Annotated in this window: 16 protein-coding genes and 7 tRNA genes; 8 read left to right on the forward strand and 15 right to left on the reverse strand. The window is 52.1% G+C overall.

From position 1 onward, the window contains the following. Positions 1 to 232: 232 nt before the first annotated feature. Entirely contained in the window at positions 233 to 421 is a 189-nt protein-coding gene (locus HA050_RS01575; protein ID WP_166821208.1) for a hypothetical protein, read from the reverse strand. A gap of 91 nt (positions 422 to 512) precedes the next feature. On the opposite strand from HA050_RS01575, the gene HA050_RS01580 reads away from it, so the two are divergent. Then, the gene (locus tag HA050_RS01580) at positions 513 to 1,439 is read left to right on the forward strand and encodes a LysR family transcriptional regulator (protein ID WP_166821211.1); all 927 of its coding nucleotides are present in this window, start codon (positions 513 to 515) and stop codon (positions 1,437 to 1,439) included. A gap of 82 nt (positions 1,440 to 1,521) precedes the next feature. Here HA050_RS01580 and HA050_RS01585 read toward each other — a convergent pair. The 9 genes from HA050_RS01585 to alr form a co-directional block, all read right to left on the reverse strand. Further along, a tRNA-Glu gene (locus tag HA050_RS01585) sits at positions 1,522 to 1,596 on the reverse strand. 51 nt (positions 1,597 to 1,647) lie between these two features. Next, a tRNA-Arg gene (locus HA050_RS01590) sits at positions 1,648 to 1,724 on the reverse strand. A 23-nt stretch (positions 1,725 to 1,747) separates the two neighbouring features. Beyond that, positions 1,748 to 1,822 (reverse strand) — tRNA-Glu (locus HA050_RS01595). A 51-nt stretch (positions 1,823 to 1,873) separates the two neighbouring features. Next, positions 1,874 to 1,950 (reverse strand) — tRNA-Arg (locus tag HA050_RS01600). Between the two features lie 71 nt (positions 1,951 to 2,021). After that, positions 2,022 to 2,096, reverse strand: a tRNA-Glu gene (locus tag HA050_RS01605). Between the two features lie 51 nt (positions 2,097 to 2,147). Continuing rightward, positions 2,148 to 2,224, reverse strand: a tRNA-Arg gene (locus tag HA050_RS01610). Positions 2,225 to 2,232: 8 nt separating this feature from the next. Further along, positions 2,233 to 2,325: transfer RNA gene (locus HA050_RS01615), tRNA-Ser, on the reverse strand. A 249-nt stretch (positions 2,326 to 2,574) separates the two neighbouring features. Next, on the reverse strand, positions 2,575 to 3,801 hold the full coding sequence (locus HA050_RS01620; RefSeq protein WP_099398194.1) for an aspartate kinase: 1,227 nt from the start codon (positions 3,799 to 3,801) through the stop codon (positions 2,575 to 2,577). Between the two features lie 330 nt (positions 3,802 to 4,131). Next, the gene (alr, locus tag HA050_RS01625) at positions 4,132 to 5,205 is read right to left on the reverse strand and encodes an alanine racemase (protein WP_166821214.1); all 1,074 of its coding nucleotides are present in this window, start codon (positions 5,203 to 5,205) and stop codon (positions 4,132 to 4,134) included. A gap of 298 nt (positions 5,206 to 5,503) precedes the next feature. Here alr and lplT point away from each other — a divergent pair, with 298 nt between their 5' ends. The 3 genes from lplT (at position 5,504) to HA050_RS01640 (ending at position 11,028) form a co-directional block, all read left to right on the forward strand. After that, positions 5,504 to 6,796, forward strand: coding sequence for a lysophospholipid transporter LplT (gene lplT / locus HA050_RS01630; protein WP_166821217.1), 1,293 nt, complete (start codon positions 5,504 to 5,506; stop codon positions 6,794 to 6,796). After that, positions 6,789 to 7,904: an efflux RND transporter periplasmic adaptor subunit gene (locus HA050_RS01635; RefSeq protein WP_166821220.1), complete on the forward strand. Its 1,116-nt coding sequence runs from the start codon at positions 6,789 to 6,791 to the stop codon at positions 7,902 to 7,904. The genes lplT and HA050_RS01635 overlap by 8 nt, the downstream gene beginning before the upstream one ends. Positions 7,905 to 7,971: 67 nt before the next feature. After that, on the forward strand, positions 7,972 to 11,028 hold the full coding sequence (locus tag HA050_RS01640) for an efflux RND transporter permease subunit (RefSeq protein WP_166821223.1): 3,057 nt from the start codon (positions 7,972 to 7,974) through the stop codon (positions 11,026 to 11,028). Positions 11,029 to 11,317: 289 nt separating this feature from the next. Here the strand turns inward: HA050_RS01640 and HA050_RS01645 are convergent, their stop codons facing one another. The 5 genes from HA050_RS01645 to HA050_RS01665 all read right to left on the reverse strand — a co-directional run bounded on the left by HA050_RS01645 (position 11,318) and on the right by HA050_RS01665 (position 19,947). Beyond that, entirely contained in the window at positions 11,318 to 12,631 is a 1,314-nt protein-coding gene (locus HA050_RS01645) for a sodium-dependent transporter (RefSeq protein WP_166821226.1), read from the reverse strand. 233 nt (positions 12,632 to 12,864) lie between these two features. Further along, positions 12,865 to 14,181: a sodium-dependent transporter gene (locus tag HA050_RS01650; protein WP_166821229.1), complete on the reverse strand. Its 1,317-nt coding sequence runs from the start codon at positions 14,179 to 14,181 to the stop codon at positions 12,865 to 12,867. Between the two features lie 454 nt (positions 14,182 to 14,635). Beyond that, on the reverse strand, positions 14,636 to 15,952 hold the full coding sequence (locus HA050_RS01655) for a sodium-dependent transporter (protein ID WP_166821232.1): 1,317 nt from the start codon (positions 15,950 to 15,952) through the stop codon (positions 14,636 to 14,638). 498 nt (positions 15,953 to 16,450) lie between these two features. After that, positions 16,451 to 19,219, reverse strand: coding sequence for a collagenase (locus HA050_RS22275; protein WP_166821235.1), 2,769 nt, complete (start codon positions 19,217 to 19,219; stop codon positions 16,451 to 16,453). 173 nt (positions 19,220 to 19,392) lie between these two features. Beyond that, entirely contained in the window at positions 19,393 to 19,947 is a 555-nt protein-coding gene (locus HA050_RS01665; protein WP_166821237.1) for a HutD/Ves family protein, read from the reverse strand. 122 nt (positions 19,948 to 20,069) lie between these two features. Between HA050_RS01665 and HA050_RS01670 the strand changes: the two genes are divergently transcribed. The 4 genes from HA050_RS01670 (at position 20,070) to HA050_RS01685 (ending at position 26,909) form a co-directional block, all read left to right on the forward strand. Next, the gene (locus HA050_RS01670) at positions 20,070 to 20,414 is read left to right on the forward strand and encodes a YkgJ family cysteine cluster protein (protein WP_166821239.1); all 345 of its coding nucleotides are present in this window, start codon (positions 20,070 to 20,072) and stop codon (positions 20,412 to 20,414) included. Positions 20,415 to 20,591: 177 nt separating this feature from the next. Further along, the gene (gene sbcD / locus HA050_RS01675; protein ID WP_166821241.1) at positions 20,592 to 21,803 is read left to right on the forward strand and encodes an exonuclease subunit SbcD; all 1,212 of its coding nucleotides are present in this window, start codon (positions 20,592 to 20,594) and stop codon (positions 21,801 to 21,803) included. Next, on the forward strand, positions 21,800 to 25,201 hold the full coding sequence (sbcC, locus tag HA050_RS01680) for an exonuclease subunit SbcC (protein ID WP_166821244.1): 3,402 nt from the start codon (positions 21,800 to 21,802) through the stop codon (positions 25,199 to 25,201). The genes sbcD and sbcC overlap by 4 nt, the downstream gene beginning before the upstream one ends. A gap of 685 nt (positions 25,202 to 25,886) precedes the next feature. Further along, positions 25,887 to 26,909, forward strand: a complete 1,023-nt coding sequence (locus tag HA050_RS01685; protein WP_166821246.1) for an SPM autocatalytic domain-containing protein — start codon at positions 25,887 to 25,889, stop codon at positions 26,907 to 26,909. The last annotated feature ends 58 nt before the right edge of the window (positions 26,910 to 26,967 follow it).

Here is a 26,967-nt window from a genome sequence, read left to right on the forward strand (position 1 = left end):
TGTTAGCAAACAACAATCGCTAAAAATAAACTTTTAGAACAATCTTTTTGCAAACTAAAAGACCCTCTTCATTTTATGAAACATTCTGGCGGACTGCCCAAAACCTTCATTTACTCAGAGCGTCCCACAGAGCAGTTGCTGCGCAGCCAGGTATTAACCCTGATCAGACCATCGCGGTATGGCAGACAGCATAAATACTGTATTTTTATGGACAGAATTACCCAACCCTTGCCTAACGGGAACGCCAGCGATCCCGCACCCGCTCTAATGCCTCAATCTCATCCCTTAATGCCTTCCCGCAGGGCAAAAAGCCCCGCCACCAAAAACCTGCCAGCGCAGTAATGACTCGCTTCAGTTGACCAGTTCTTTGCACAGGCCGCTGAATACGGGCATTAAAAAATTGACGTAAGATTGCAATCATTCCGGCACCATCGTTTTAATTAATTGACAATGACATAGTAATTGGCAATTAAATTACGATAAACTAGCTAAAAACGACACACTGTTTGCATATGAAAACAATCCTTCCGCCTGATGCCTTACTCGCTTTCGATGCACTGGCACGTACAGCCAGCTTTACCGCCGCTGCTGACTTGCTTGGTTGCACCAAAAGCCATATCAGCCAGAGTGTAAAACGCCTGGAGGCTGAGCTGGCCACCCTGCTTGTGCTCAGAACCACAAGACGCGTCTCACTCACAGAGGCGGGAGTCAGGCTGGCAATGCATGCTGCGGCATTGCGTGAAATGCTTCAGCAATCCCGCCGGGATATTGAAGGCCTGCAGGCCACGGTAGAGGGAGCACTTCGTATCAGTGCCACTCAAGCCTTCGGGCAATCCATACTGGCCCCCATCCTGGTTGAATTCAGCTTGCAATACCCCGGCATACGTATGGAATTAGACACCGATCACAGGCTGAAAAACCCTGTCGCCGATGGCATTGATTTTTGCATCAGATCAAGAACAGTGGGGGATGAAAATCTGGTGGCAAGGCATTTAGGCTTATCGCAAAAAAGGATATACGCCTCAGCAAGTTATCTTGCGCAGGCAGGGAGGCTGGACCATCCGTGTGATTTAGTAACGCACCGTGTTTTACTAGAATTACATCAGGAGCAGGAAGGCAGCTGGCTGCTGGAATGCGAAGGGAAAATTGAGCAAATTGAGCTGCGCAGCCAGTTTTCTATTGATAGCTATGCCAGCACAGCCAGTGCTGTTGCTGCTGGCTTTGGTGTCGCTTTATTACCTGCCTATATTGCAGAGCCACTGGTCAGCAAAGGTGAAATGCAGGAGGTTTTACCTGGCTGGCAACCAGCGCCCTACCCCTTTTATCTGGTCTACCCCTACCATCATCCGCTCCCCAAAAAATATGAGGCATTTATTCAATTTGTTGTGCCACGTATCCAGGCCTGCTTACAAAACAATTTGAGCAAGCCGCGTCAATAAGCTGCACAAGTTTCAGACGTAAAAAAACCACTCAACCTATGAGGTGGAGTGGTTATTTATACAGTATGCATTGTGCGATACCTGGCGTTCCCACGGGGAATCGAACCCCGGCCGCCGCCGTGAAAGGGCAGTGTTCTAACCGCTAAACTATGGGAACATCTTTAAAACATACTAAATATTTCTGAATCAGAAGACTCATCGTATTTATTGGTGCGGCTGAAGAGATTCGAACTCCTGACCCTCTGGTTCGTAGCCAGATACTCTATCCAACTGAGCTACAGCCGCATACTTCTATATATACTAAATTCTGGCGTTCCCACGGGGAATCGAACCCCGGCCGCCGCCGTGAAAGGGCAGTGTTCTAACCGCTAAACTATGGGAACATCTTTAAAACATATTAAACATTTCTGAATCAGAAGACTCATCGTATTTACTGGTGCGGCTGAAGAGATTCGAACTCCTGACCCTCTGGTTCGTAGCCAGATACTCTATCCAACTGAGCTACAGCCGCTCTGCAAGTTCAAAAAATAAAAAAACCGGCTTAGCCGGCCTTGATATTCCGAACTTACGTCTTACAAATTCTGGCGTTCCCACGGGGAATCGAACCCCGGCCGCCGCCGTGAAAGGGCAGTGTTCTAACCGCTAAACTATGGGAACATCTTTAAAAAATACTAAATATTTCTGAATCAGAAGATTCATTATATTTAATGGTGCGGCTGAAGAGATTCGAACTCCTGACCCTCTGGTTCGTAGCCAGATACTCTATCCAACTGAGCTACAGCCGCAACATGCTTGGCGGAGAGCAAGGGATTCGAACCCTCGATACAGGTTTTGCCCGTATGCTCCCTTAGCAGGGGAGTGCCTTCGACCACTCGGCCAACTCTCCGTCAAGGACCCGAATACTACGCAAACACCGGAAGGGCGTCAACCGCTAAGCTGCAAATAATTTAAGTTTTATGAGCACTTTCTTACAGCACTGCATCGATCCAAAGCTAGTGATTTGTTTTGTAAGGATAAAAAACAAAAAGGTGCAGAATAAAAAATTCTGCACCTTTTTAAAAAATCAGAGATCACTGTCAAAAACATAGCAAACATTGTTTTAGAACAGAGTCAGATTCTTTATTTTGAGCTGATTTTACTGAATCATATCCAGACCAAACGCTTTATGCAGCACACGCACAGCAAGCTCAAGATACTTTTCATCCACCACAACCGAGATTTTAATCTCGGAAGTAGAAATCATCTGAATATTGATCCCTTCTTCGGCCAGCGTTCTGAACATCGTTGACGCCACGCCCACATGCGAGCGCATGCCCACGCCCACGATAGATACTTTACAGATCTTATCGTCGCCGTTGATCTGGCGGGCGCTGATCTGGCTTTGTGCGCCTTCTAATACTTTAATCGCACGGCCCAGATCATTTTTAGGCACGGTAAAGGAGAAATCAGTTGTGCCATCCTGGCCCACGTTTTGGATAATCATATCAACGTCGATATTGGCATCCGCCACTGGACCTAAGATTTGATAGGCAATGCCCGGTTTATCTGGCACGCCGATCACATTGATACGGGCTTCATCACGGTTAAACGCAATGCCGGAAATAACGGGTTTTTCCATCTTACTGTCTTCCTCAAAGGTAATCAGCGTGCCATCGCCCTCTTCTTCAAAAGAAGACAAGACACGTAACTTCACATTGTATTTGCCGGCAAATTCAACCGATCGGGTCTGTAATACCTTTGAGCCTAAGCTGGCCATTTCCAGCATTTCTTCAAAAGTAATCGTGGAAAGCTTGCGTGCCTCAGGCACTACGCGCGGGTCTGTGGTGTAAACGCCATCCACATCCGTGTAAATCTGGCATTCGTCAGCCTTTAGTGCTGCGGCCAGCGCCACACCCGTGGTATCGGAGCCACCACGGCCTAAGGTCGTGATATTGCCCTGTGCGTCTACGCCCTGGAAGCCAGCAACAATTACAACCTTGCCAGCTGCCAAATCGCTGCGCATTCCGCCATCGTCAATATGCTGGATGCGCGCCTTAGTGTGCGCGCTGTCGGTCAGGATCTTGACCTGACCACCGGTGTAGCTTACTGCATCAACGCCGATTTCTTTCAGCGCCATAGCCAGTAGGCCGATAGTGACCTGCTCACCGGTAGAGACAATGACATCCAATTCACGAGGATCCGGGTTGGCCTGAATTTCTTTAGCCAGTGCGATCAGCTTATTGGTTTCGCCGGACATCGCAGAAACAGCAACGACAATATCGTGCCCTTCTGCTTTGAATTTAGCCACGCGGCGAGCCACGTTTTTAATCCGCTCGGTAGAACCTACCGAGGTGCCGCCATATTTCTGGACAATCAATGCCATGGATCAAACCTGCTGCTTGGGTAGGTTTTAAAAGGAAAGATCATTGTAATGAAAGCCGGCCATCTTTTCGAGCAAGAAAACAGTTTAAGTCATTATTTATTCATGAATTGTTATGCTGTTTAGGCATAAACATCACAATCAATGAATATATGTTTTAAACACTCCGCCCTTAGCCCGCCATTCAGCGCACAGAACAACAAAAAACCAACACAAAGAAGCAAACACAATCAAAAGAAACAAATCGTGTTGAACAAAAAAAGGCGCAAACCTTAAGCTGACTTATGAGCTTTGTTTGCGCCTTTATTTATTGCGGTATAGCTAAAGCCCGGATCAGAACTCGACAAATACAGGCACCCGGGCCGCAACTGCGCACATCAGCTCATAGCCGATAGTGCCCGCCGCCGCCGCAACATCATCAACAGACACGTTTTTACCCCAGAGCTCAACCTCGCTGCCCACACCTGAACCAGGTAATTCACTTAAATCAACAGCCAGCATATCCATTGATACGCGGCCAATCAGCCGGCTGCGCGCGCCATCCACTAAAGCAGGGGTGCCCGTGGGTGCGTGGCGCGGATAACCATCGGCGTAGCCGCAGGCCACAATCCCTATCCGCATGGGCCTTGCCGCAACAAAGCCGGCGCCATATCCAACGGTATCGCCTTCATTCAGCTCCTGAACAGCAATCACTTCGGCGCTTAAAGTCATGGCGGCCTGCAGGCCCAGCTCTGCGGCACTTTTTCCGCTAAAAGGAGATGAACCATATAAAACAATGCCAGGCCTTACCCACTGACGCTGTGTTTCCGGATAAGCCAGTAAGGCCGCCGAATTAGCAAGAGAAACAGGCAGCCCCAGCCCGCTGCATGCAGCATCAAAACGCGCGCATTGCGCGGCCACACCCTGCTCCGGATCATCAGCGGTTGCAAAATGTGCCATCAGGGTAATGCTTGCCACATTGCTGCATTGTTGCAGGCGCTCAACTAAAGCCGGCGCTTTTTCGGCAGGAAAACCAAGCCGGTTCATGCCAGTATTTAATTTTAAGAAAATATGTACAGGGCGACTTAACGCTGTGTTTTCAAGCCAGCCTATGCCGCGCTCATCATGCACAGACAACCAGAAATCGTGCTTTGCGCAAAGCTGCAGCTCGGCGGCAGAAAACACACCTTCTAATAACAGGATGGCTTGCTTTACCCCTAACTCTCTTAAAGTCAGCGCAGAAGGCATTTCTAAAGTAGCAAAAGCATCAGCACCGGGCAGTGCAGCCGCCATATTTGCAATGCCATGGCCGTAGGCATTCGCTTTAACAACTGCAAAAACTTTACTATTTGGTGCACATGCTTTTACATGCGCATAATTAGAAGCAAGTGCTGCCGTATGAATCACAGCACGAATCGGGCGGGTCATGACAAAACCATGGCAAAGGAAAAGCGTAGAGTATAAACCTTGTTGATTACATGTAAGACGCAAAAGCGACAATGCTTTACTGATGGCAGGCCGCAGTACTTAATCTTTGCAGGTATAAAAACCACCTTAGCAGCCTGCATTTAACCGTTTTATTGACCAATACCTCGCTAATTACGCTGTAAATCCGGCAAAATCTGATCCCGGTCATGCAATTTTTTGCTTCGGCAGCCTAAGTCCGGCAGGATGCCTGCGTTTCGTGATATAAACCCCACACTATAAAAAAGGGTACTGTTCCAAGATGGATCGTGGATTTTTCATTATTCTTGGCGCGCAATTTTTATCTGCGCTTGCTGACAACGCCCTCTTCTTTGCGGCCCTTGCGCTACTAAAAGAGCAACATTCACCCGAATGGCATTTATCCATGCTGCTCTGGTGCTTTACAGTGTCTTATGTTGTGCTTGCCCCTTTTGCCGGCTCTTTTGCCGATTCCATGCACAAGGGCAAGGCCATGATGATTTGTAATGGCATCAAGCTGGCTGGCTGCCTTGGCATGCTTGTGGGTATCCCGCCGATTATGGCCTACGCCCTTGTGGGGTTTGGCGCTGCAGCCTATTCCCCTGCCAAATACGGCATCATTACCGAATACTTACCACACGAAAAACTGGTTGCCGCAAATGGCTGGCTGGAAGGCGCAACCGTCAGTGCCATTATCTTTGGCACCATCCTGGGTGGCTTACTGGCAGGTTCGCACGTTGCCCCCTGGCTAAACAGCACCGTGCTGGGTGCTTTCTTTACCCCAGCGACCTTTGCCATTGCCGCAATTATTTTGCTTTATCTCGCCGCATCATGGCTGAACTGCTACATCCCTAAATTAAATGTAGAACTCAAACCACTGCAGCTGCAGCCTGTCGCGCTGATTAAAGAATTCTGGGGCTGCGTGGCCAAACTTTGGAAAGACCCTCAGGGCCAGTTATCCCTGGGTGTAACCACACTCTTTTGGGGGGCGGGGGCCACCATGCGCCTGGTAGTATTGAACTGGGCCATTATCTGGTTGAACTTTTCCATGGAGCAAGCGACTCAGCTAGTGGCTGTTGTTGCATTTGGCATTGCGGCAGGCGCCATTCTTGCCGGGCATTATGTACCGCTCAAAAAAGCATTTTGTGTATTGCCTGCTGGTATCGCCATGGGCGTTATGGTGATCGGCATGCTGTTTGTTCACAATACCTGGCTGGCTGCGTTTCTGATGTTTATTGTTGGCTGCCTGTCCGGCTTCTTTGTGGTGCCATTGAACGCAATGTTGCAACACAGGGGGCATACACTGATGGGTGCAGGGCACTCAATTGCCGTGCAAAACTTTAATGAGAATATCGGTATTCTGGTGATGGTGGGCATACACGCCATGATGGTGAAGTACTTCAGCCATCCCATTACCGACAATGTGAGTAAAGCGGTAGCCCACCAATTCCAGGCCAGCGGAATTCCTCCTATGTACGCCATCATCACCGGCTTTGGCCTGATGGTGGCCCTGACTATGATTGCGATCACCGTACGATTCCGGCGCGGTGTTCGTGCTGGAATTATGAATGACTAAATTTAGCCTGACCCTGATTGCCCTGATTCTTGTGGGCTGTGGCAAAGAAGCAGCAAAAGAAAAAACTGAGCGTCCTCCCCAGCAAATAACGGCGACCACAACGCAGACAGCCGATATTGCGCTTAATTTAAGTGCCCAGGGCCATGTCAGCCCGCTGGATCAGGTGGAAGTACGCCCGCAAACAAGTGGCCTGATTAGTAAAGTGCATTTTAAAGAAGGCGATCAGATCAGCGCAGGCCAGCTCTTATTCAGCCTGGACGCCAGGACCGAGGAAGCCAATGTGCGCCAGGCCATTGCTAAACTGGCACAAAGCCAGGCGCAGCTTGCTGCGGCAGAGCGGGATTACACCCGCTCTAAAGAGCTGGCACTGCAAAGCTTTATCTCCAAAACAGCCCTCGACAATGCCCAAAGCAAATTAGAAACCCTGCAAGCCACACTGGCTGCAGAACGTGCGGCGGTGGATGCAGCAAAAATCAATTTATCTTATTCGCAAATCAAAGCACCGCTCAGTGGCCGTGCGGGTCTGGTGGAAGTACATACCGGCAGCTATGTACAGCCAAGTATTGCTATTCCGCTGGTAACCATCAGCAAGCTGGACCCGATTACCGTGGCCTTCAGCCTGCCTGAGCGCGATTTAAGCCTTTTGCAAAACGCACCGCAGCCTATTTTAGTCAGAGCCACCTTAGCTGATGGCAATAAAATGCAGGGCAAGCTGAGCTTTATCGATAACGCCGTTAACTCAAGCTCGGGCACGATTGCCTTAAAAGCAGAATTTTCCAACCCAAAAAACCTGCTCTGGCCTGGCGCTTTTGTACCTGTGCAGGTGGCCGCTGGCATGCTTAAAAACGCCGTTGTTTTGCCGACTCAGGCGGTGCAAACCGGCCCGGATCATCGCTTTGTTTTTGCCATTCAGGCCGATCAGACGGTTAAAGCAATTCAGATTGAATTGCTGCAAGTTGAAAACGAGCGTGCCGTGGTCAGCGGCATAGGCAGCAATATCAAAGTAGTGAAAGAAGGCGGGCAAAATCTGCGTGAAGGCAGCAAAGTTCGCGAAGCCCAAAAGCGTGACGCAAGCGCTCCAAAAACAGCCGCCAGTGCCGCAAAATGAATATCTACATAAAAAGCACGCGCCAAACCAGCCCCACCTTTTATTCATTCACGAAGGAGATGCTCAAATGAATATCTCCTTACTCAGCATTAATAAGCCCATTGCAACTACGCTTCTGTGGCTGGCGGTGGTGGTGGCCGGGGTAGTCGCCTGGTTTAATCTGCCGATTTCTGCCCTGCCCTCTTTTAATATGCCCACCATCGAGGTGTCCGGCAGCTTGCCTGGTGCCAGCCCGGAAACGATGTCCACCTCGGTGGCAACACCGCTTGAAAAGCAATTTTCAACCATTCCCGGCCTTTCCGTCATTACCTCAAGCAGCACTCAGGGCAAGGTATCGCTGACGCTGGAATTTGACGCCAACCGCAATATCGACGATGCGGCCGTCGATGTGCAAGCCGCACTCTACCGCGCATCACGCAGCCTGCCCAAAGATATGACCAGCCCGCCAAGCTACCGCAAAGTAAACCCTGCGGATGCACCGGTGCTGATGGTGGGGATTAACTCGCCATCGATGAGCTTGTCTGAGCTGAACGATTACGGCGACAACCTGATTTCCCCCACGCTTTCCACCCTCAATGGCGTAGCACAAGTAACGGTTTACGGGCAAAAACGCTTTGCCGTACGGGTGCAGGTTAACCCGGAGCTATTAGCTGCAAGAGATATGACACTGGCCGAGTTATCCGCAGCGCTTAAATCAGCCAATGCCAACAGCCCGGTTGGCCAGCTTGATGGCAAGCGGCAGGTTTTAGCACTGCAAGCCAATGAGCAGCTTAAAAATGCCGCCGATTTTTCCAACTTAATCGTTGCCCAAAAGAATAAACAACCGGTGCGCCTGTCAGACGTCGCCACAGTAGAAGACAGCGTACAAGACGTAAAAAGCGGCAGCTGGATTAACGGCGAGCGCTCTATCGTGCTGGCCGTAATGCGCCAGTCGGACGCCAATACCGTGGCCGTGGTTGACGCGATTAAAGCGGCCCTGCCACAGCTTAAATCGCAAATGCCCGCCTCTGTAAATGTACAAGTTTTAAACGACAGATCGCAATCGGTGCGCGAAGCCATTCACGATGTAAACCTCACCATGTTGCTGACCATGCTGCTGGTGGTGGGTGTGATTCTGCTGTTTTTACGCCGTGCTGCGGCCACGCTGATTCCGGCTTTATCGCTGCCCATCTCGCTGATTGCCACCTTTGCACTGATGCACTGGCTGGGTTACAGCCTCGACAATATCTCGCTGATGGGGCTGACCATTGCCATTGGTTTGGTGGTAGATGATGCAATTGTGGTGCTTGAAAACATCATGCGCCACGTTGAAAACGGCATGAAGCCCATGGAAGCCGCCATTCAGGGCGCGCAGGAAGTCGGCTTTACCGTGGTATCGATTTCAGTATCGCTGATTGCCGTGTTTATCCCGATTTTCTTTATGCCAGGCACCATTGGCCTCTTATTCCATGAATTTGCCGCCGTCGTCACCTTAGCGATTATGGTGTCCGCCGTGGTGGCGCTGACGCTGATCCCAATGCTGGCGGCGCGTTATATTAAACACGAAGCGCCTGATGTCCATGTGCCCGCATGGAGCCGTTTTTTTGAAAATGGCTTTCATAAAGTACTTAGCGCGTATCAGCGCACGCTGGATTGGAGCTTGGGCCGCCGCAAGCTGATGCTGATCATTGCGCTTGCCACCTTTGCACTCACCGGCTGGCTGTATCAATCCATGCCCAAGGGCTTTTTCCCTGAAGAAGATATCGGCCAGATTCAGGCCAGCACTGAGGGCCCGCAGGATATTGCCTACCCTGCCATGCTTAAACTGCATGCCGAAGTAGCCGGGCGGATTCAAAAAAATCCCAATGTAAACGTGGTGGTTTCCAGCTTATCCAGCGGCAACCGTGGCCGGATGTTTATTACCTTAAAGCCACGCAATCAGCGGCTTTCTATGGAAAAAACCGTAGCCAGCCTGCGTAAGGACACCAGCGGTATTACCGGTATCTCGGTGTTTTTTAACCCGACCCAAAACTTAAAAATTGGCGCACGCAGCTCAAAAAGCCGCTACCAGTACACTCTGCAAGCCGTGCAATCAGATGAGCTGAGCGATTGGTCCGACAAGCTGATGCGCGCCATGCGCCAATCCCCCATCTTTACCGAAGTCACATCGGACACCGAAAAGCGCGGCCTGCAAGCCAGATTAAATATCGACAGAGACAAAGCCCAAACCTTGGGTATCGATATGCAAAATCTGCGTGAAACGCTGTATGGCGCGTTTGGCGAGCGCGAAATCAGTACCATTTATCTGCCTCAAGACAGCTACTCGGTACTGATGCAGCTTGGCGACGATTATCGCCGTGATGAATCGGCGCTCAATAAGCTCTATGCCCGCAGCAATAGTGGCGTGCTGGTGCCGATCTCGGCGTTTTCCAGCGTCGAGCGCATCATGACCAATAACGCCATCAACCACCAGGGCCAGCTGCCTGCAGTAACGCTGTCGTTTAATATGGCCGAAGGCAAAACGCTGTCTGAAGCCGCAGCCAAGATCGAAGCCCTGAAGCAGGAAATCCAGCTGCCATCCAAAGTATTTGGTGCTTTTGCCGGGGATGCCGCCGTATTCCAGCAATCGCAAAATACCCAACTTTGGTTAATTCTGGTGGCTGTGGCGGTGATTTATGTGATTCTGGGTGTGCTGTATGAAAGCTGGATTCACCCGCTTACCATTCTGGCGGGCATTCCATCGGCTGCCGTTGGGGCGCTGATTGCACTGGATCTGGTCGGCCTGCCGCTCACCTTTATCGCCATGGTCGGGATTTTACTCCTGATTGGTATCGTCAAGAAAAACGCCATTATGATGATCGACTTTGCGCTGGAAGCCGAGCGCAAAGAAGGCAAAGCGCCTGTGGACGCGATTCGTGAAGCCTGCTTATTACGATTCCGCCCCATTATGATGACCACGCTGGCCGCCATTATGGGCGCCATGCCGATTGCCATCGGGATCGGTGCAGGGGCCGAGCTGCGCCAGCCTATGGGCGTGGCGGTAGTTGGCGGCTTAGTGCTGTCGCAACTCATCACCCTCTACATCACCCCGGCGCTATATCTGAGCTTTGATGGCTTGCAAAAGCGCTGGCAGAAAGCCAAATAAGAGAAAGGCCAGCAAAGATGCTGGCCTTTTTAGTATCTATGAGCATGCCTGAAAGCTTGCTTGCTTAAAATTTAATCAGCAAAAAAAGCCACCTACAGATCAAGCACTTGCGCTACTTATCCACAGCGCACTCACAAGCTTGTGCTACTGGATCGGGGATAAACGGTAAGGTTATCCAAACCATAAAACCTGCATAGATTGATCCATCATGCACTGAACTGGATCCCCGATAAATTCACTCGGGGATGACGGATTCGTTTACTTGATTAATCAGTCTGCAACCCGCTCCTTACAAGTTGTAAACCAGAATCAAAGCAATCAGCGCCGGGGCCACTACGCGGCACATCCACTTCATTCCCCAGTTTGAAACAGGGCTGAGCTCCAGCTCGGCTTCGATTACGGGCCAGATTCTCCAGCCTGCAAACAGTGCCGTGCCAATGCCACCCAGCGGCAGCAGGATATTGGATGCGCTGTAATCCATCAGCTCGAACACATTGCGGCCAAACCATTTGTATTCGCCCAGCACACCAAAGGAGAGCGAGGCTGGCACGCCTGCAAGAAACACCAGCAGAGTAATCACACCGGTGGTGGCTTTACGTGGCAGATTCCATTCATCAATCGGGTACACCGCCACCAGCTCCAGCAAAGATACCGATGAGGTAAGCGCCGCTACCAGCAGCAGTGCAAAGAAAGCCGTGGCAAAAAATTGGCCAAAAGGCAGATGGTTAAACACCACCGGCATGGTCATATAGGTAAGGCCCGGGCCTGCTGCGGCATCTAGGCCAAAGGCGGTAATGGCCGGGAAAATCATCAGGCCAGCCAGAATGGAGGTCATCGTGGTTAAGCCGGTGACCCACATTGCGGCATTGGTGAGCTTCACATCACGCCCCAGGTAGGAGCCATAAGCCAGCATGCAGCCCGCGCCTACTGATAGCGAAAAGAAAGCCAGGCCCAGCGCATCGACCAGCATTTTTGAGTTTACTTTAGAGAAATCCGGCGCTAAAAACGCCAGCACGCCAGTCCCTGCTCCCGGCAAAGTGAGAGAGCGGACAATCAGACCCAGCATCAGCAAAAATAAGGCAGGCATCAGTATCTTGCCTGCTCGCTCTATGCCTTTTTGAATGCCGGACATCACCACAATCAGGGTAAGCAGGGCAAACAGGGCATGGGTGATAATCGGCTCAACCGGGCTGGAAACATATTGCCCAAATAAAGCGCCCAGAGCCTTGGGATCGTTGCTCATGACGCGGCCATCGATGGCACGCAGCAGATAGCCGATCGTCCAGCCGCCCACCACGCTGTAAAAAGAAAACACGGTCAGCCCACACAACACGCCGATATAGCCGACGGCCGACCAGCCCTTGCCGCCCAGCTTTTTAAACGCCCCCACAGCACCACACGCGGCAGCACGGCCAATCGCGATTTCGGCCAGCATCAGCGCAATACCAAGGGTAAAAGTGATCAGAATAAAAATAAGCAGAAAGGCACCGCCACCATTCATGGCCGTGACGTAGGGAAACTTCCAGATTGATCCCAAACCGACCGTTGCCCCTGCAGAGGCAAGAATAAAGCCGAGTTTAGAGCTCCATTGCGAACGAGACATGCGCTATTTCCTGGTAGCGGCAAATATAAAAGCCATTTGCCAAATAAATCTGCCACCGAATGCGCGAGCTAAATAAAAGGCCGCCCTTTCGGCGGCCCCATAGATCAATGGTGCCGCTCAAATTAGAAGCGCCACCAGCCTGCAAAGGAATTGATCTGTTTTGTATTCATGCTTTTAGAATGCCTTGTAAGCCGTGAGGCCGTCAAGTAGCAATTTTGCATTGCAGCAAGTGTTTACAGATTTTTCACCAGCACCGTGGTAATCAGCACAGGCGCAAGGTAGCGGCAGGTAATCAGCCATGCCTGCCGTTTCCAGCCTTGCAGGCCCACTTCATCCACCAGCGTGTCGCCTGCCTTCCAGCCCGCCAGCAGCGCCAAGCCTATCCCGCCCACAGGCATAGCCAGATTGGATACAAAGTAATCCATTGCATCAAAAACACTTTTGCCAAAGATGCGCACATCAGACCAGATACCAAACGACCAGGATGCCGGGATACCGCAGAGAAACACGGCCAGCGCGATGCCGGTCAATACAGGGCGACGCGGCAGTTTTAAATCGTCAATAAACCAGATAGCGATTAATTCCAGCATCGCCACTGATGAAGACAAGGCTGCAGTGGCCAGGAGGGCAAAAAAGGCAATCGCAAACAGCTGACCAAAGGGCAGATGCATAAACACCACCGGCATGGTCATAAAGGTGAGCCCTGGCCCCGCCGCCGGGTTTAAGCCAAAAGCCGCCACTGCAGGGAAAATCATCAGCCCGGCTAAGAGCGCAATCATCACCGCCAAAAACACCACCCACAGCGATGCTGAAAGAATTTCTTCGCTGGAATGCATATAAGAGCCATAAGCCACCATCGCCCCCACGCCCAAAGACAGCGAGAAAAACGCCAGCCCCAGCGCTTCCACCACCATAGCCGGATTAACGCGGCTCCAGTCTGGCGCTAAAAACTGCACCACTCCGGCCCATGCGCCAGGCAGTGTTAAAGAGCGCACCATCAGGATCAGCATAATAATAAACAGCGCCGGCATCAGCACCTTGCCTGCCCGCTCTATGCCTTTCTCGATGCCGCCCAGCACAATGCCCAAAGTGGCCAGCGTAAACAGCGCGTGGGTAATCAGGGGCTTCACCGGATCAGATACAAAGCTGCCAAACATCGCTTCTAATGCTTTTGGATCAGCACTGAGTACGCTGCCATCCATGGCCTTGCCAAGGTAGGCAAAAGTCCAGCCGCCCACCACGCTATAAAATGAAAACAGCACAAAGCCTGCAATTACGCCAAGCAGGCCCAGGAGCGCCCAGTGCTTGCCACCCACTTTTTTAAACGCGCCCACCGCGCCATTGGCGGCCGAGCGGCCCAGGGCAATCTCGGCCATCATCAGCGCGAGGCCCAGGGTAAAGCTAAAAATCAGAAACAACAGCAAAAACGCCCCGCCACCATTCATGGCCGTGACATAAGGAAACTTCCAGATTGCCCCCAGCCCAATGGCAGAGCCAGCCGCAGCCAGAATAAAGCCCAAACGCGAGCCCCAAGCATTACGTGTTGTCATAAAACATCCTGCGTTTATTAATTAAATAGGCCTCGGGGCTAGTTACAGCCTGTAAGCATTCAACAAATCTAAAACAAGGTCTTTTAAGTGCCTTCAGCACGGTATTTAGGTGCGGGCGTCCCGCTGGACCTTCCTTTCTTGCGCGGCCAAGAAACGAAGCCAAGCCGCAACCGCAAATGCACGAAGGCCCCTCGCTGCGGACAGTGGCGTTGTGTCAACTCGCTTCGCTCAAACACGAATTGACGACTACCCCACCCCGCTTGTTCGGAGCGAAGCGTGTTTTCAGGGGGTGATTTAAGCCCCATGCCAAGAGTAATGCTCAAAATTCAAATTGCTGAGTTTGAACAATGTTAAAACCCATTTAAACGCTTTAATTTGCGCCTGTTTTTCTACGTGAAACGCCGTATTTCAGGGTTTGGGTATTTATCTTGATTTTAGAGTTTGCAAATTAATATCAAAGATTCTTCACCAAAATCACCGCAATGGATAAAGGCGCGATGACGCGGCAGCTCCATTTCAGGCCCAGGAGTGGCAGGCCAGCAAGGCCAGAGTGCTCTTCCAATAACGGCCATACGCGCCAGCCTGCGAACAGCGCCACGCCGATGCCCCCCAGCGGCATCATCACATTGGATACGCTGTAATCCATCAGGTCAAAAATAGTTTTACCAAAGAATTTCACATCTGCCCAAGGGCCAAAAGACAGCGATGCCGGGATGCCACAGAGGAAAACCGCCAGCGATAAACAAAGAATCACTTTGCGGCGTGGCAGTTTATATTCATCCAGAAATAATGTGGCGATCAGCTCGAGCATCGAAACAGATGACGTCAGCGCGGCCACCGAGAGCAGGGCAAAGAAGGCGATGGCGAAGATTTGGCCGAAGGGCAGGCTGGCAAACACCACCGGCATAGTCATAAAGGTCAGGCCAGGGCCTGCACCAGGGTTCAGCTTAAAGGCAAACAGCGCAGGAAAAATCATCAGCCCGGCCAAGATCGCTACGGTACAAGAGAGGCCTACCACCCAGGCTGCCGAGTGCAATACCGGTGTTTCTTGTTTAACGTAAGAGCCGTAAGCAATCATGCCGCCCGTGCCCAAAGACAAGGAAAAAAACGCAAGGCCAAGGGCATCGACCACCATAGCAGGTGTTAGCTTTGAAAAATCAGGGGCAAAGAAGGCCACCACGCCCTGCCATGCGCCTGGCAGCGTCAAAGAGCGGGCAATCAGAATCAGCATGATGATAAAGAGGCCGGGCATCAGCAATTTGCTGGCGCGCTCAATGCCTTTTTCAATACCGCCAATCACAATGCCCAGCGTTGCCAGCACAAAAGCGCCGTGGGTCAGAATCGGCCAGAAAGGATTAGATACATAATGCTCGAAAGTATCTTTTAGCACCTTGGTGTCGGTAGTCAGCACCGAGCCATCCATGGCCAGCGCAAGGTACGCCAGCGTCCAGCCGCCCACTACGCTGTAAAAGCTGTAGAGCACAAAGCCTGCGAAAATCCCCATCATGCCAATCAGCGGCCAGGATTTACCCGCCAGCTTACGAAACATCCCTACCGGGCCGGTTTGCGCGCTGCGGCCCAGGGTAAATTCCACCACCATCTGGGCAAGACCCAGGGTGAAGCTAAAGAATAAAAACAGCAGTAAAAACACGCCACCGCCATTCATGGCCGTCACGTAAGGAAATTTCCATATAGCCCCAAGGCCAATGGCCGAGCCTGCTGCGGCAAGGATAAATCCCAGCTTAGAGCCCCAGTTAGAGCGAGTAGTCATGATGTGGTCCTTTATTTTTTTGAGCTAAGGAACCAGCAAATCAGGCGGGCCATAAATGCAAAAAGGCCGCCTGATTTGGCGGCCTTGGATGCTTTAATCTGTGTGTTTCAGATGAACGCGAACCATCGGGCTGCCAGTGGGCAGGCCAGATAATAATAAGAAAAAGCGCGGATCAGATTCATCATAGTGAGCGCATCTTCGGCCGTGCAGCGGTGGGCTGTCAAGCCAGAAAAAAGCCATGAGTTTGCTGAAGCACGGCCATGGTCTTATTCAGAGCCCTTGCTTAAGAGGCATTTACAAAGCGGTAAAAAATCTTTTATTACAAGTAGTTAAAACCAGTAAATACCCATATCGAGGGCTAAAAACAGCCCTGATGTTTTCTAATCAGCAAGGCTGTTTCTGGTAATAAGACCCAGAATAAACGCCGGTCTGCCAAGGCCTGCCCTGCAATAAAAAATAAAACCAGGGCAGCAGCTGCCCTGATTTCATCCAATACGCTTAAGCCCCGGCCCAGCAGGCCTCTTCACTTTGGTTCACAGGTTTTGCATCCAGCACCACCCGGATATCTTTAAATTGCGTACCGCGCTGCAGGCGAACAGTAATGCTGTCTGCCAGCCCGGCCTGACCGGCATCGCGGTGGTAAGTGAAGCTGCCATATTCAGCAAAATTAATCCGCCCCAGCCTGGCTGAATTCAGCAGCACAAAGCGATCAACCTGCTGATTAGCGGCCAGGGTAACCCGCAGGCAGCGCCCTGCACTGCTAAAGCGCGTTTGTAACAAGGCCAGATTATTGGGATTAACTGGTGGCAGGGTGGGCACCGTAGTTGGCACTGCAGAAGGCCGCGTTGGCGGGCTGACCGGCGTTGGCACCGCAGTAGGGCGGACTGGCGGGCTGGTTGGCACAGGCGTTGCAGTCGGGCGGATTGGCGGTGCAACAGGTACAGCCGTTGGTGCTGGCCCCGTGCCATTGGCCAGCGGGCCTTCGCAGCGCAGCGCGGCACGATGCGCATCCAGCTGATAATCACTGGCAAAGCAGTTAACCGCCAGCATATTATTGGCGCTGCCTTGCAGGTTTTTCAGTGCATTATTTAGTAAGACATCGCTTTCCTGATGCGCTTCTGTCAGCGTACTGGCACGAATAGCAGTTTGACCTGTGCATTCAAAACGGCGCAGCTCGCTGCCCGCGCCCTCTGCCCATATGCGGCAGGCCAGCGGCAGCGCTTTGCCCATTAAGGATTGAATATGCGCCACATCACTTAACTGCCATGCCGGTTGCGCCAGCCAGTCCTGGCCCTCGATAGTAGAGGTATCCCCCAGCTGGCCAGCCTTTTGCAATGCAACTTGCTGCGCGACAAACTCTTTAAAGCGGGCACTTAAAGCCGTATCAGCGCCGAGGCGTTTCACCAGTGCATCAAAGCCTTTTACATCATCGTTACGCAATTGCTGCAATACATCGGCCAGAATGCCCGGCTCATTGCGATGCAAGAAGTAAAACCACAGTGCCGAATGGCTGTAGAAATCCCAGCCATCGCTATAGCTTGAACGCATAATTTGCGCGGGAGTCTGAAAACTGGCTGGCCAGTTATTCGCTACCACATCCACTACATGGCCACGAACTTTAATGCCCTCACGCGAGGTGCTCCACGCCATAAACTCGGCAAAGCCTTCGTCATACCAGGGCATACGGCGGCTGTCGCGGAAGAATTCGCCGGAGCCCCACATGCCCGGCTGAATAAAGCGGCCGGATAAATAATGCACATATTCGTGGCGGACCAGCTCTTCTAAAGACAGCGTGCTTTCCTGGCTGGTGCGCTCAAAGGTATAAAAAGTAGCGCCGTTTTCAATATAAATACCCCCGTTATCGGCAGATAAATCATTGAGTAAGCCCTGATAGCGGCCGTAATCGGTTTTTGTACCGTAAATCACCATACGTAAACGTGCATTCGGATCATCTTTTACCGGCTGGCTTACGCCACTTACCCGCTTAAGCTGCGCCTCAACCTGCTTCATGGCGTAATAAAGCGGCTCTACCTGCTTGCGGCTAAGCGGCGTTTCAAAAACCAGATTGCCATTATCAAATGACCAGCGATTAGGAAATAAGCGGGCTTTCAGCCCGGCTTCGGCATTGCAAATGTTGTAACGATCGCAAGGCACTTTGGCGATTTTTTTCAGCGCATAAACCGCCTCGGCCCAAGCCGCAGAATAGCGCTCTGAATTCAGATGCTGCGCCACAGCAGGCTCGGCAAGTGGCGAGGTTCTTGGGTAAAGCATAAAGCGGCCGGTTTCACGCAGTGTATTTAAAAACATCTGCTCATCTGCAAAAGCAGAGCTGCCCTGGCGCACAATAGCCGCCAGAGACTTAACCAAACCATCAAGCTGGCCTGATTCTGCTTTCTGATCAAAGCCACTCTGCCCGTGCAAATTAAACAAAGTGGTTTGCATAGGATGCAAAGCGTATTGAGCATAGCTTTGCTTAAACTGCCCCTGATAACGGCCAAAAAAAGCGCTAAGCAATGGCAAGGCATATTCAGGCTGGCGCACCGAATCGGCCAGAATCATGGTTTCACTGACACTTTGCCGCGCATCATTCTGGCGCTCCCATGCCTCACTGGACAGAGATTCATCCTCTGCAGGGTTTAACCAGATCGCCGGGTTATCTGCCAGCGCGCTCACCACCTGCATCACAGGCTGATCCACTGTGCGCCCGTATTCGCCCACTTCTCTGGCATGGCTGTACTGGGTGAAATAACCCGCTTTTAAAAATGTGGCCAGAGGCCAAAGGCCATTGGGCTTGGCCGGATTCCACTGGCGTGCGCGCAAGCGGGCTTCTTTTGCTACGGCCTGCATATTTGCAGCCGAGATCACCGGGTAAGTTGCCGCATCGGCCTCAAAAAGCCGGTTAATACAGCGCCCTTCTACCGTCGCCACATAGCTGGCCAGTGCCGCGCCCGATAAAGAAAATAATCGCTGATCGCATTCTGCATAAAGCGGCGCTGCCGCCACGCCTTTTTGCAGGGCTGATACCTGTGGATGATCAGGCAATCCTTTTGCCCCGGCCTGTGGCGGCAGGCCAAACGGATAGCTGGGCTGCTCACCCAGAACAGGGGCATGCTCTGATTGACCCTGCTGGCTGGCAGCGGGTGGCGGGGCAGACTCTGCCGTGCTTTCGCCTCCCGTTGTCACGCATGCGGCCATGATGCTGGCAAGAGCAATTGCCAATACGCCAGCCTGCGTACTTCGCTTATTTATTACTTTTTTAATGCGCATAAGTCAGCTCCAATTAGTAATACTTAAAAAATTAGAACATCATTATGTGCTTATGATTTATTTAAATAAACATATTTAAATAATCAAGAAAGGAAAATTCAATTAAATAGAAAGTAAATACATAAATTATTGTAAGCATAATTGCTTATTAGGATATTGATTTAAACGCTTAATCACACTTTATTAAAATCAGTAAAAAAGAGACACACCTCCCCATAAGGCACCAAAAGCCATTCACCTGCATCATCTGCACTTAAGAACAAACTATCCATCGCCTTTAAAACAAACTGCTGCCCGCCCTTCTGGCATAAAAAAGATTCACCTCCGGCCAAAAATAAGAGGCCACTTTCACCCGAAAAAACCCAGGTTTCCGGCTGGCTAAATACCTGCTGGCGCAATAAATGGCGATAGCTGCTGCGCCTTGTCATCACATTAAAATCAATCACTTCGCCCTGCAGCAGACGGGCATGCACCTTAGCCTCGCCGGCAAAACGCAGCGGCTGATCTTGGGGCATCAGAGTCTGCGGCCCGCCCTTGCCAAATTGCAGGCTTACCCCCTTCCCCGCCACAATAGCCAGGCTGCGGTCAACGCCTGCAAATTCTGAAAAGCCACCGTCAAGCCCGATCGTGGCCATGCTGATACGCCAGTCAAAATAATCCAGCGATGCGTCTTTCGGAAAAATAACAATCTCTGACGTTATTCCCCCGCCGTTTTTCCAGGCTTGCACGGGTAAATCCTTTTTTTGTATTATTTTGGGCATTTTAAATTTCACCTATTAAAGTTAATCCACAATACACTGTCTAAAACCTGACAACCATTATCATCTGATCAGCAGACTCAAATACAACCATGAGCGATCATTGCCAAAGCTGTGGCGCATGCTGCGCCCATTTCCGGGTTTCATTCTATTGGGGTGAAAGCGATGCTGCACAGGGCGGCAGCGTGCCAGCCCGCTTAACCATCCCCATCCATTCTGTTTATGTTGCCATGCGCGGCACAGACCAGCACCCCAGCCGCTGCGTGGCACTCACAGGAAAAGTAGGTGAAGCGGTCAGCTGCAGCATCTATGAGCAGCGCTCAAGCACGTGTAAAGAAGTCATGGCTGGGGATGAGCAATGTAATAAGGCGCGGCGGGCGCATAATCTAAGCCCGGTTATTGATCAGCCCCAAGAGGCTGCCGAAATACTTTGCTGATGTCCGGGAGCAAAATCCCGAACCACTGAGAACACGCAGAGCACAGAGGAAACGACCGGTTTTCTCTGTGTCCTCTGTATTCTCCGTGGTTCAAGATTTGGGTTTTAGCGCCGGTAAGCAAGACACCCTCTCCGCCAGCCTTCATAATCCCCTCATCCTGAATGACCACTCCCCCACATGAAAATCATCCACACCTCGGACTGGCATCTGGGCCAGCATTTTATGGGCAAGACGCGCCAGGCTGAGCATCAGGCTTTTTTAGACTGGCTGCTGGCCGCTGCGATTACCCACAATGCCGACGCTATTTTGGTGGCCGGGGATATTTTCGATACCGGATCGCCGCCCAGCTATGCCCGCGAGCTTTACAACCACTTTATTGTGGCCCTCAGCAAAACCGGCGCCAGGCTGATTATTTTGGGTGGGAATCATGACTCGGTTGCCACCTTAGGCGAAAGCAAATCGCTGCTTGCTGAGCTGAACACCAGCGTGATTCCTGGCATGGCAGCGGATGCTGGCGAACAGGTTTTGCTGCTCAGGCAAAAAGACGGCAGCGCCGGGGCGGTTTTATGTGCGATACCCTTTATCCGTGCGCGCGATGTGCAGCAAAGCGTAGCGGGGCAAAGCGGCGATGAAAAGCAGCTCAGCCTGCAAGCAGGTATTTTTCAGCACTATCAAACGCTGTATCAGCGGGCATTAGCTGTGCGAAACGAGCTGAGATTGCCTGCCTTGCCCATTATCGCCACCGGCCATCTCACCACAGTTGGTGCCAGCGCCAGTGAATCGGTGCGGGAGATTTATGTTGGCGCGCTGGAAGCCTTCCCCACCAGCGCCTTTCCACCTGCTGACTATATTGCGCTGGGGCATATTCACCGCCCGCAAAAAGTAGGTGGCTTTGAGCATATCCGCTACTGCGGCTCGCCGATTCCACTGAGCTTTGATGAAGCTAAGCAGGCCAAAGAAGTGCTGCTGGTCAGCTTAGATCATCAGGGCCTGCAAGCGGTTGAGCCGCTCGCCATCCCCCGCTCTCAGCAACTGATCTCACTGCGCGGCAATCTGGCTGAGCTGGAATTAGCCATCAGCTCTCTCGAAAAAAACGAATCAATCTGGCTGGAAGTGCTGGTCAGCAGCGATGATTACCTTAGCGACTTACAAAGCCGCATAGAAGGGCTGACAAAAGACACGCAAATAGAAGTGCTGCGCATCCGCAGAGAGCGCGGCAATGCGGCCAGCACCTGGCAAGCAGACAGCAAGGAAACGCTGGCCGAGCTGAGCCCTGCCGATGTATTTGCCCAGCGCATCGCCAGCGAAGAAATCGAAGCGCCACTCCTGATTGAGCTGGAAAAACGCTATGCACAAACCATCACCCTATTGCAGGAGGGCAAGGCATGAAGCTGCTTAGCCTGCGTTTAAAAAACCTGAACTCTTTAAAAGGCGAGTGGAAAATCGATTTCACCGCCGCGCCCTTTAAAGATAACGGCCTGTTTGCCATTACCGGCCCCACCGGCGCAGGTAAAACCACCCTGCTGGATGCCATCTGCCTGGCGCTTTATCATCAAACGCCGCGCATGAGCAGTATTTCGGCCAGCAGCAATGAACTGATGACCCGCCACACCAGCGATTGCCTTGCAGAAGTCGAGTTTGAAGTGAAAGGCAGCCGCTACCGTGCTTTCTGGAGCCAGCGCCGTGCGCGTAATCTGCCCAGCGGCGCATTGCAAGCGCCCAGAGTGGAGCTGGCAGACGCCAGTGGGCAAATCCTCTCCGATAAAATTAATGAAAAACTCAAACTCACCGAGGCCCTGACCGGCCTTGATTTTGGCCGTTTTACCAAATCCATGTTGCTGGCACAGGGTGGCTTTGCGGCCTTTTTAAATGCCGCCGCCAACGAGCGCGCCGAGCTTTTAGAAGAACTGACCGGCACCGATATTTACGGCCAGATTTCACAATCTGTGTTTGAGCAAACCCGCAGCAGCAAGCAAGCGCTCGATCAGCTGCGTGCCAAAGCATCGGGCGTAGAGCTGCTGAGCGAAGAGCAGCGCAGCGGCTTACACCAGGAAGCATTTGACTTAGCCCATACCGGGCAAGCGCTGCAAAGCCAACTCAGCCAGGTGCAAATCAACCGCCAGTGGCGCGAAGCACTGAGTAAAGCCAATCACCAGCATGCTGAGGCTCAATCCCGCCAGCAAGAAGCCCATGCTGCACTGGCCAGCGCCCGGCCGCAGCTGGATCAGCTTGCCCGAAGCGAGCCAGCAGCCAAACTACAATTGCCATACAACACATTAAGCATGGCCACAGCGGCACTCGCCCAGACCGGGCAAGAGCTGCTGCAGCTAAGCGCAGAGCAAAACAGCGCACTTGAAGAACACCGGGCGAGACTCTGGCAGGCGCAGCAGCTGGCGATGCAACAAAGCCAGCTAAGCCGCGCCCAGCTTAGCCAAACCCAAGCCGCGCAAAGCGCATTAATCAGCAGCCAGCGCCCCGAGCACGCAAAACTGGGCGAGCAACTGGTGGGCTGGCGGGCGCAATTTTTAAGCTTAAATAATCTGGCAAGCGGGATGAGCAAGCTGGAAGCAGAGATCAATCAGCAAAATATCCAGGCACTGATTGAGCAACAAGCGGCAAACATTCTAAGCGTCAGCAGCCAGCAAGCAGAAAGCCAGGCGGCTGGGCTGGCAGAACACACCGCACAAGCGGCATGGCAGGCTTTGCTTTCCGGTAAAGACGAAGCGGCTTTTTGGGAGCAGAAACAAAGCTTACTTGCGCGTGGCGCAGATATCGCTAAGCTGGCCGAGCTGGAAATCAGCAACCAAAAAACACAGCAGCAATCTGCACTGCTGGCCACCACGCTGGCCGAAAAACAGACCATGGTAAGCCAGAAAGAGCAGGCGCTGGCAATGCTCAGGCTGGTATTCAGCGATTTAAAACAACAGCTGAACGATAAGAAAAAATTGCTGGAGCAAGAACAACGCATTCAAGGGCTGGAAGCCTACCGCCAGCAATTGCAAGCCGGCGAAGCCTGCCCGCTCTGCGGGTCTCATGAGCATCCGGCCATTCATGATTACGAGGCGCTGAATGTTTCTGCCACCACAGCAGCAATGGAGGCCAAACAAGCAGAACTGGAAAAGCTTACTGAAGAGGGGCAGGCGCTCAAGCTTGATCTCACCCGGCTGGAAGCAGAAATCAGCGCGCTGGAATCTCAGCTGCAAAATATCGCAGCTCTTAGCGCTGAGCAGCTTGAGCAGTGGAAACAGCTCTGCAGCAAGCTGGCTGCTCCCGCACCTGATTTAGCCACACTCAGCCAGCAACACGCCGCAGCCTTGCAGGATGCAGATGCCACCTTAAACCAGCTGGCCCAAATTAAAGCGCGGCTGGACGAAGCGCAAAAAGTAAAGCTGGCCGCTGAAAAAGCACTGGCTGAATGCCAGCAAGCTTTGCAACTGCTGACGCAAAAGCTGGAAAACGCACAGGCCCATCTGCAAGATTTAAACCAGAGAAAAAACAAGCTGGCCGGGCAAATAAGCACAGAAACTGAAGCATTGCGATGCTCTCTGCCCGATCAAAAGCTTCCTGCTGACAGCAACGCTTGGCTGCAGGCGCAAGAATCACTATGGCAAGGCTGGCAAGCCGCGCAGCAACAGTTGCAAAAGCTGGCACAAGATTTAATTGTTCAGCAGCAGGCCGTCAATGCCGCTGAAGAGGCAAAAAACACCTGGCAAAAATGCTGGCAGGATACGGGCGCGGCAGCACAGCCCCCCCTGCCCGCCTCACCTCAGCCAGCAGCTGATCTAGCCGCGTGCATCACGCAGATCAACCGCCTGCAAGAGCAGATTAATCAGCAAAAAGGCCGTGAAATCACCTTGCAAAAGCGCAGGCAAGAGCATGAGGAGCAGCTGCAGCACGCCAGCAGTGCATGGCTGGCCGCGCTGGCTGCCAGCCCTTTTGCTGATGAAGCGGCATTTATGGCCGCACGCCTCGAAGACGATCAGCGCAATGCATTAAGTGCGCTCAAACAGCAGCTCGATACCGCACTGATCAGTGCCAGCACCCTGCTCAGCAGCGCGGAACAAATCTTAACGCCGCTGCAGGCAGAGGCCAAAACAACGCTTGAAATACCTGAACTGGATGAGCAGCTGGCCAGCCTCAGTGCAGAAATCAGCCAGCTGGCGCAGCGCCAGGGCGAAATTCGCGGGGCATTGCTGGGTGACGATGCAAGGCGCAGCGGCCAGGCAGCACTGTTTGCTGAGATTGCAGCCATGAGCGTGGATTTCGATTACTGGCAGCACCTCAACAGCCTGATTGGCTCGGCTGATGGTGCAAAATATCGCAAATTTGCACAGGGCTTAACGCTGGATCATCTGATTCATCTGGCCAACCGTCAGCTGGAGCGCCTGCATGGCCGCTACCAGCTGATGCGTAAAAGCACAGGTGAGCTGGAGCTGGGGATTATCGACACATGGCAAGGCGATGTGGCACGAGACACCAAAACATTATCGGGCGGCGAAAGCTTTTTGGTCAGCCTGGCTCTGGCCCTGGCGCTGTCTGATCTGGTGAGCCACAAAACATCGATTGACTCGCTGTTTTTAGACGAAGGCTTTGGCACGCTGGACGGCGAAACACTGGAAATCGCCCTCGACGCGCTCGACCATCTCAATGCCAGCGGCAAAATGATAGGCATCATCAGCCACGTAGAAGCCCTGAAAGAACGTATCCCCGTGCAGCTAAAAATCCATAAATCAGCAGGGCTGGGGCTGAGCCAGATGGGCAAGCAGTATGCGTTTTCAGGGGGGTAAATGCAGGGTAGGCACAGGGTTGTGCCCACAGAGCCATAGAAGACAAAAGATCTGCAGACACAAAGATCAGTGAGTACACAAAAAAAACCATTAAATAGTTACACGGAGGTTGAAACTCATTCTATGGCTCAACTTTTAGCTTCATTTTAGTGCTGCAGTCTCCCCCTTTATCAAAGCTATGTCTGCGTTAACAGTTAAAAGCTGAAATTATGATTTGTTATTCGCAAACAGTGACAAATGCAATACACGCGCTCTTTGCACGGGGCTTTAGGGTCCCCTTGAAGCACGCCGAAGCGAGGAACAAGCGGATCGGGGTTTCGGAAAAGGGGTAGCGAGGCAGCGAGCGAGCAGCCTTTTTCGCCGAGCCGATTATCCGCAGTGAGGGACCTTCGTGCTTTTGGGGTTGCGGCTTGGCTTCGTTTCTTGGCCGTTCAAGAAAGGAAGGCCCCCGCGGTGGCTACCGCTCCAAAATCAACGTGCCGAAGGCACTAAAAAGGTCTTTTTGACTTTAGTTGGCGCACATGAGGTGAAGCCCGCCAGATTTTGCTATGACGTACGATAAAAGCGGCGGGTTTTCCCCCTGCGAAAAGCGGCTTAAGTTGCTTGAGAGGGCAACCTCTCATCCCCTCTGGCATAAATCATGCTGATCGCATCTTTCCTTCTGCATTCACTAAAGGGAAATATCATGCGTATCGAGCAGAGTGATTTAAAGCTCACCAGCCATCAGGCCAGCAGCAGCGAAAGCTGGAAATCCTTGCAAATAGCGGAAGGGTCCGCTTCGGCAGATCCATCGCAAACCCCGTTTTCAGCGTTTTTTAATCAGGAATTATCCGCCCTTGCCCGCTTTGCGCCGCAAACAGACGCTAAACAGGAAGAAGCCTTGCAGGCGGTGGATAAAAGCCAGGCGCAGCGTTTTCAATCTTTATGGGAAATGCTGTTTGGCAATCACACCAGCAGCCAGCCAGCGGCCACTTGCCCGGACAAATCCACGGCGGCGGAGTCCGGTGCCGGCAGCCCGGCCACACCCAAGCCGCAGCCCATTACCCTGCAAGTGCTGGCTGTTGAGCACAACAAAACCACCGAGAGCTGCAGTTTTAATGCCAGCGGCAAGGTTTGCCTGCAAGATGGCAGCACGCGGCAATTTGACGTTGCTTATCAGAATGCCCAAAGCAGCGAGAGCACTAAAATACTGGGGGCACAGTGGCTTACATTAAAAGACCCGCTGGTGCTTGATATGGGGCCAGCCACCACGAAGCTCAGCCAGCAAAGTGTGGATTTTGATTTAGATAATGATGGCAAAAAAGAAAGCATGCGCCTGCCTGATGCCAGCTCTGGCCTGCTGTTTTTAGACAAAAACCAGAATGGCATCGCCGATAATGGCAGTGAACTGTTTGGCCCGCAAAGCGGTAATGGCTTTAATGATTTGGCCAGACTGGATGAGGACCACAATGGCTGGATAGACGAAGGCGATGCAGCTTATAAAGATCTGAAACTCTGGCAAAGCGGTGATCAGCCTGCCGGGCGGGTGCAAACACTGGCGCAAGCTGGCGTAGGTGCCATGGCCACCGCCAGCGTGCAAACGGAATATGGCATGAAAGAAAACGAGCAGTTACTTGGCCAGATTCGCGCCAGCAGCGTATGGCTTGGTGAGCATGGCGGAGCAGGCAGCGTGCGCCAGATTGATCTGGCCACCAAACCAGCCGCCTGAATGATTTCTTTAAAAACAACAGGGGGCGCAGCTGCGCCCCCTGTAAAACAATGACTGC

The sequence above is a fragment of the Iodobacter violaceini genome (assembly GCF_011601265.1).
Classification (GTDB): domain Bacteria; phylum Pseudomonadota; class Gammaproteobacteria; order Burkholderiales; family Chitinibacteraceae; genus Iodobacter; species Iodobacter violaceini.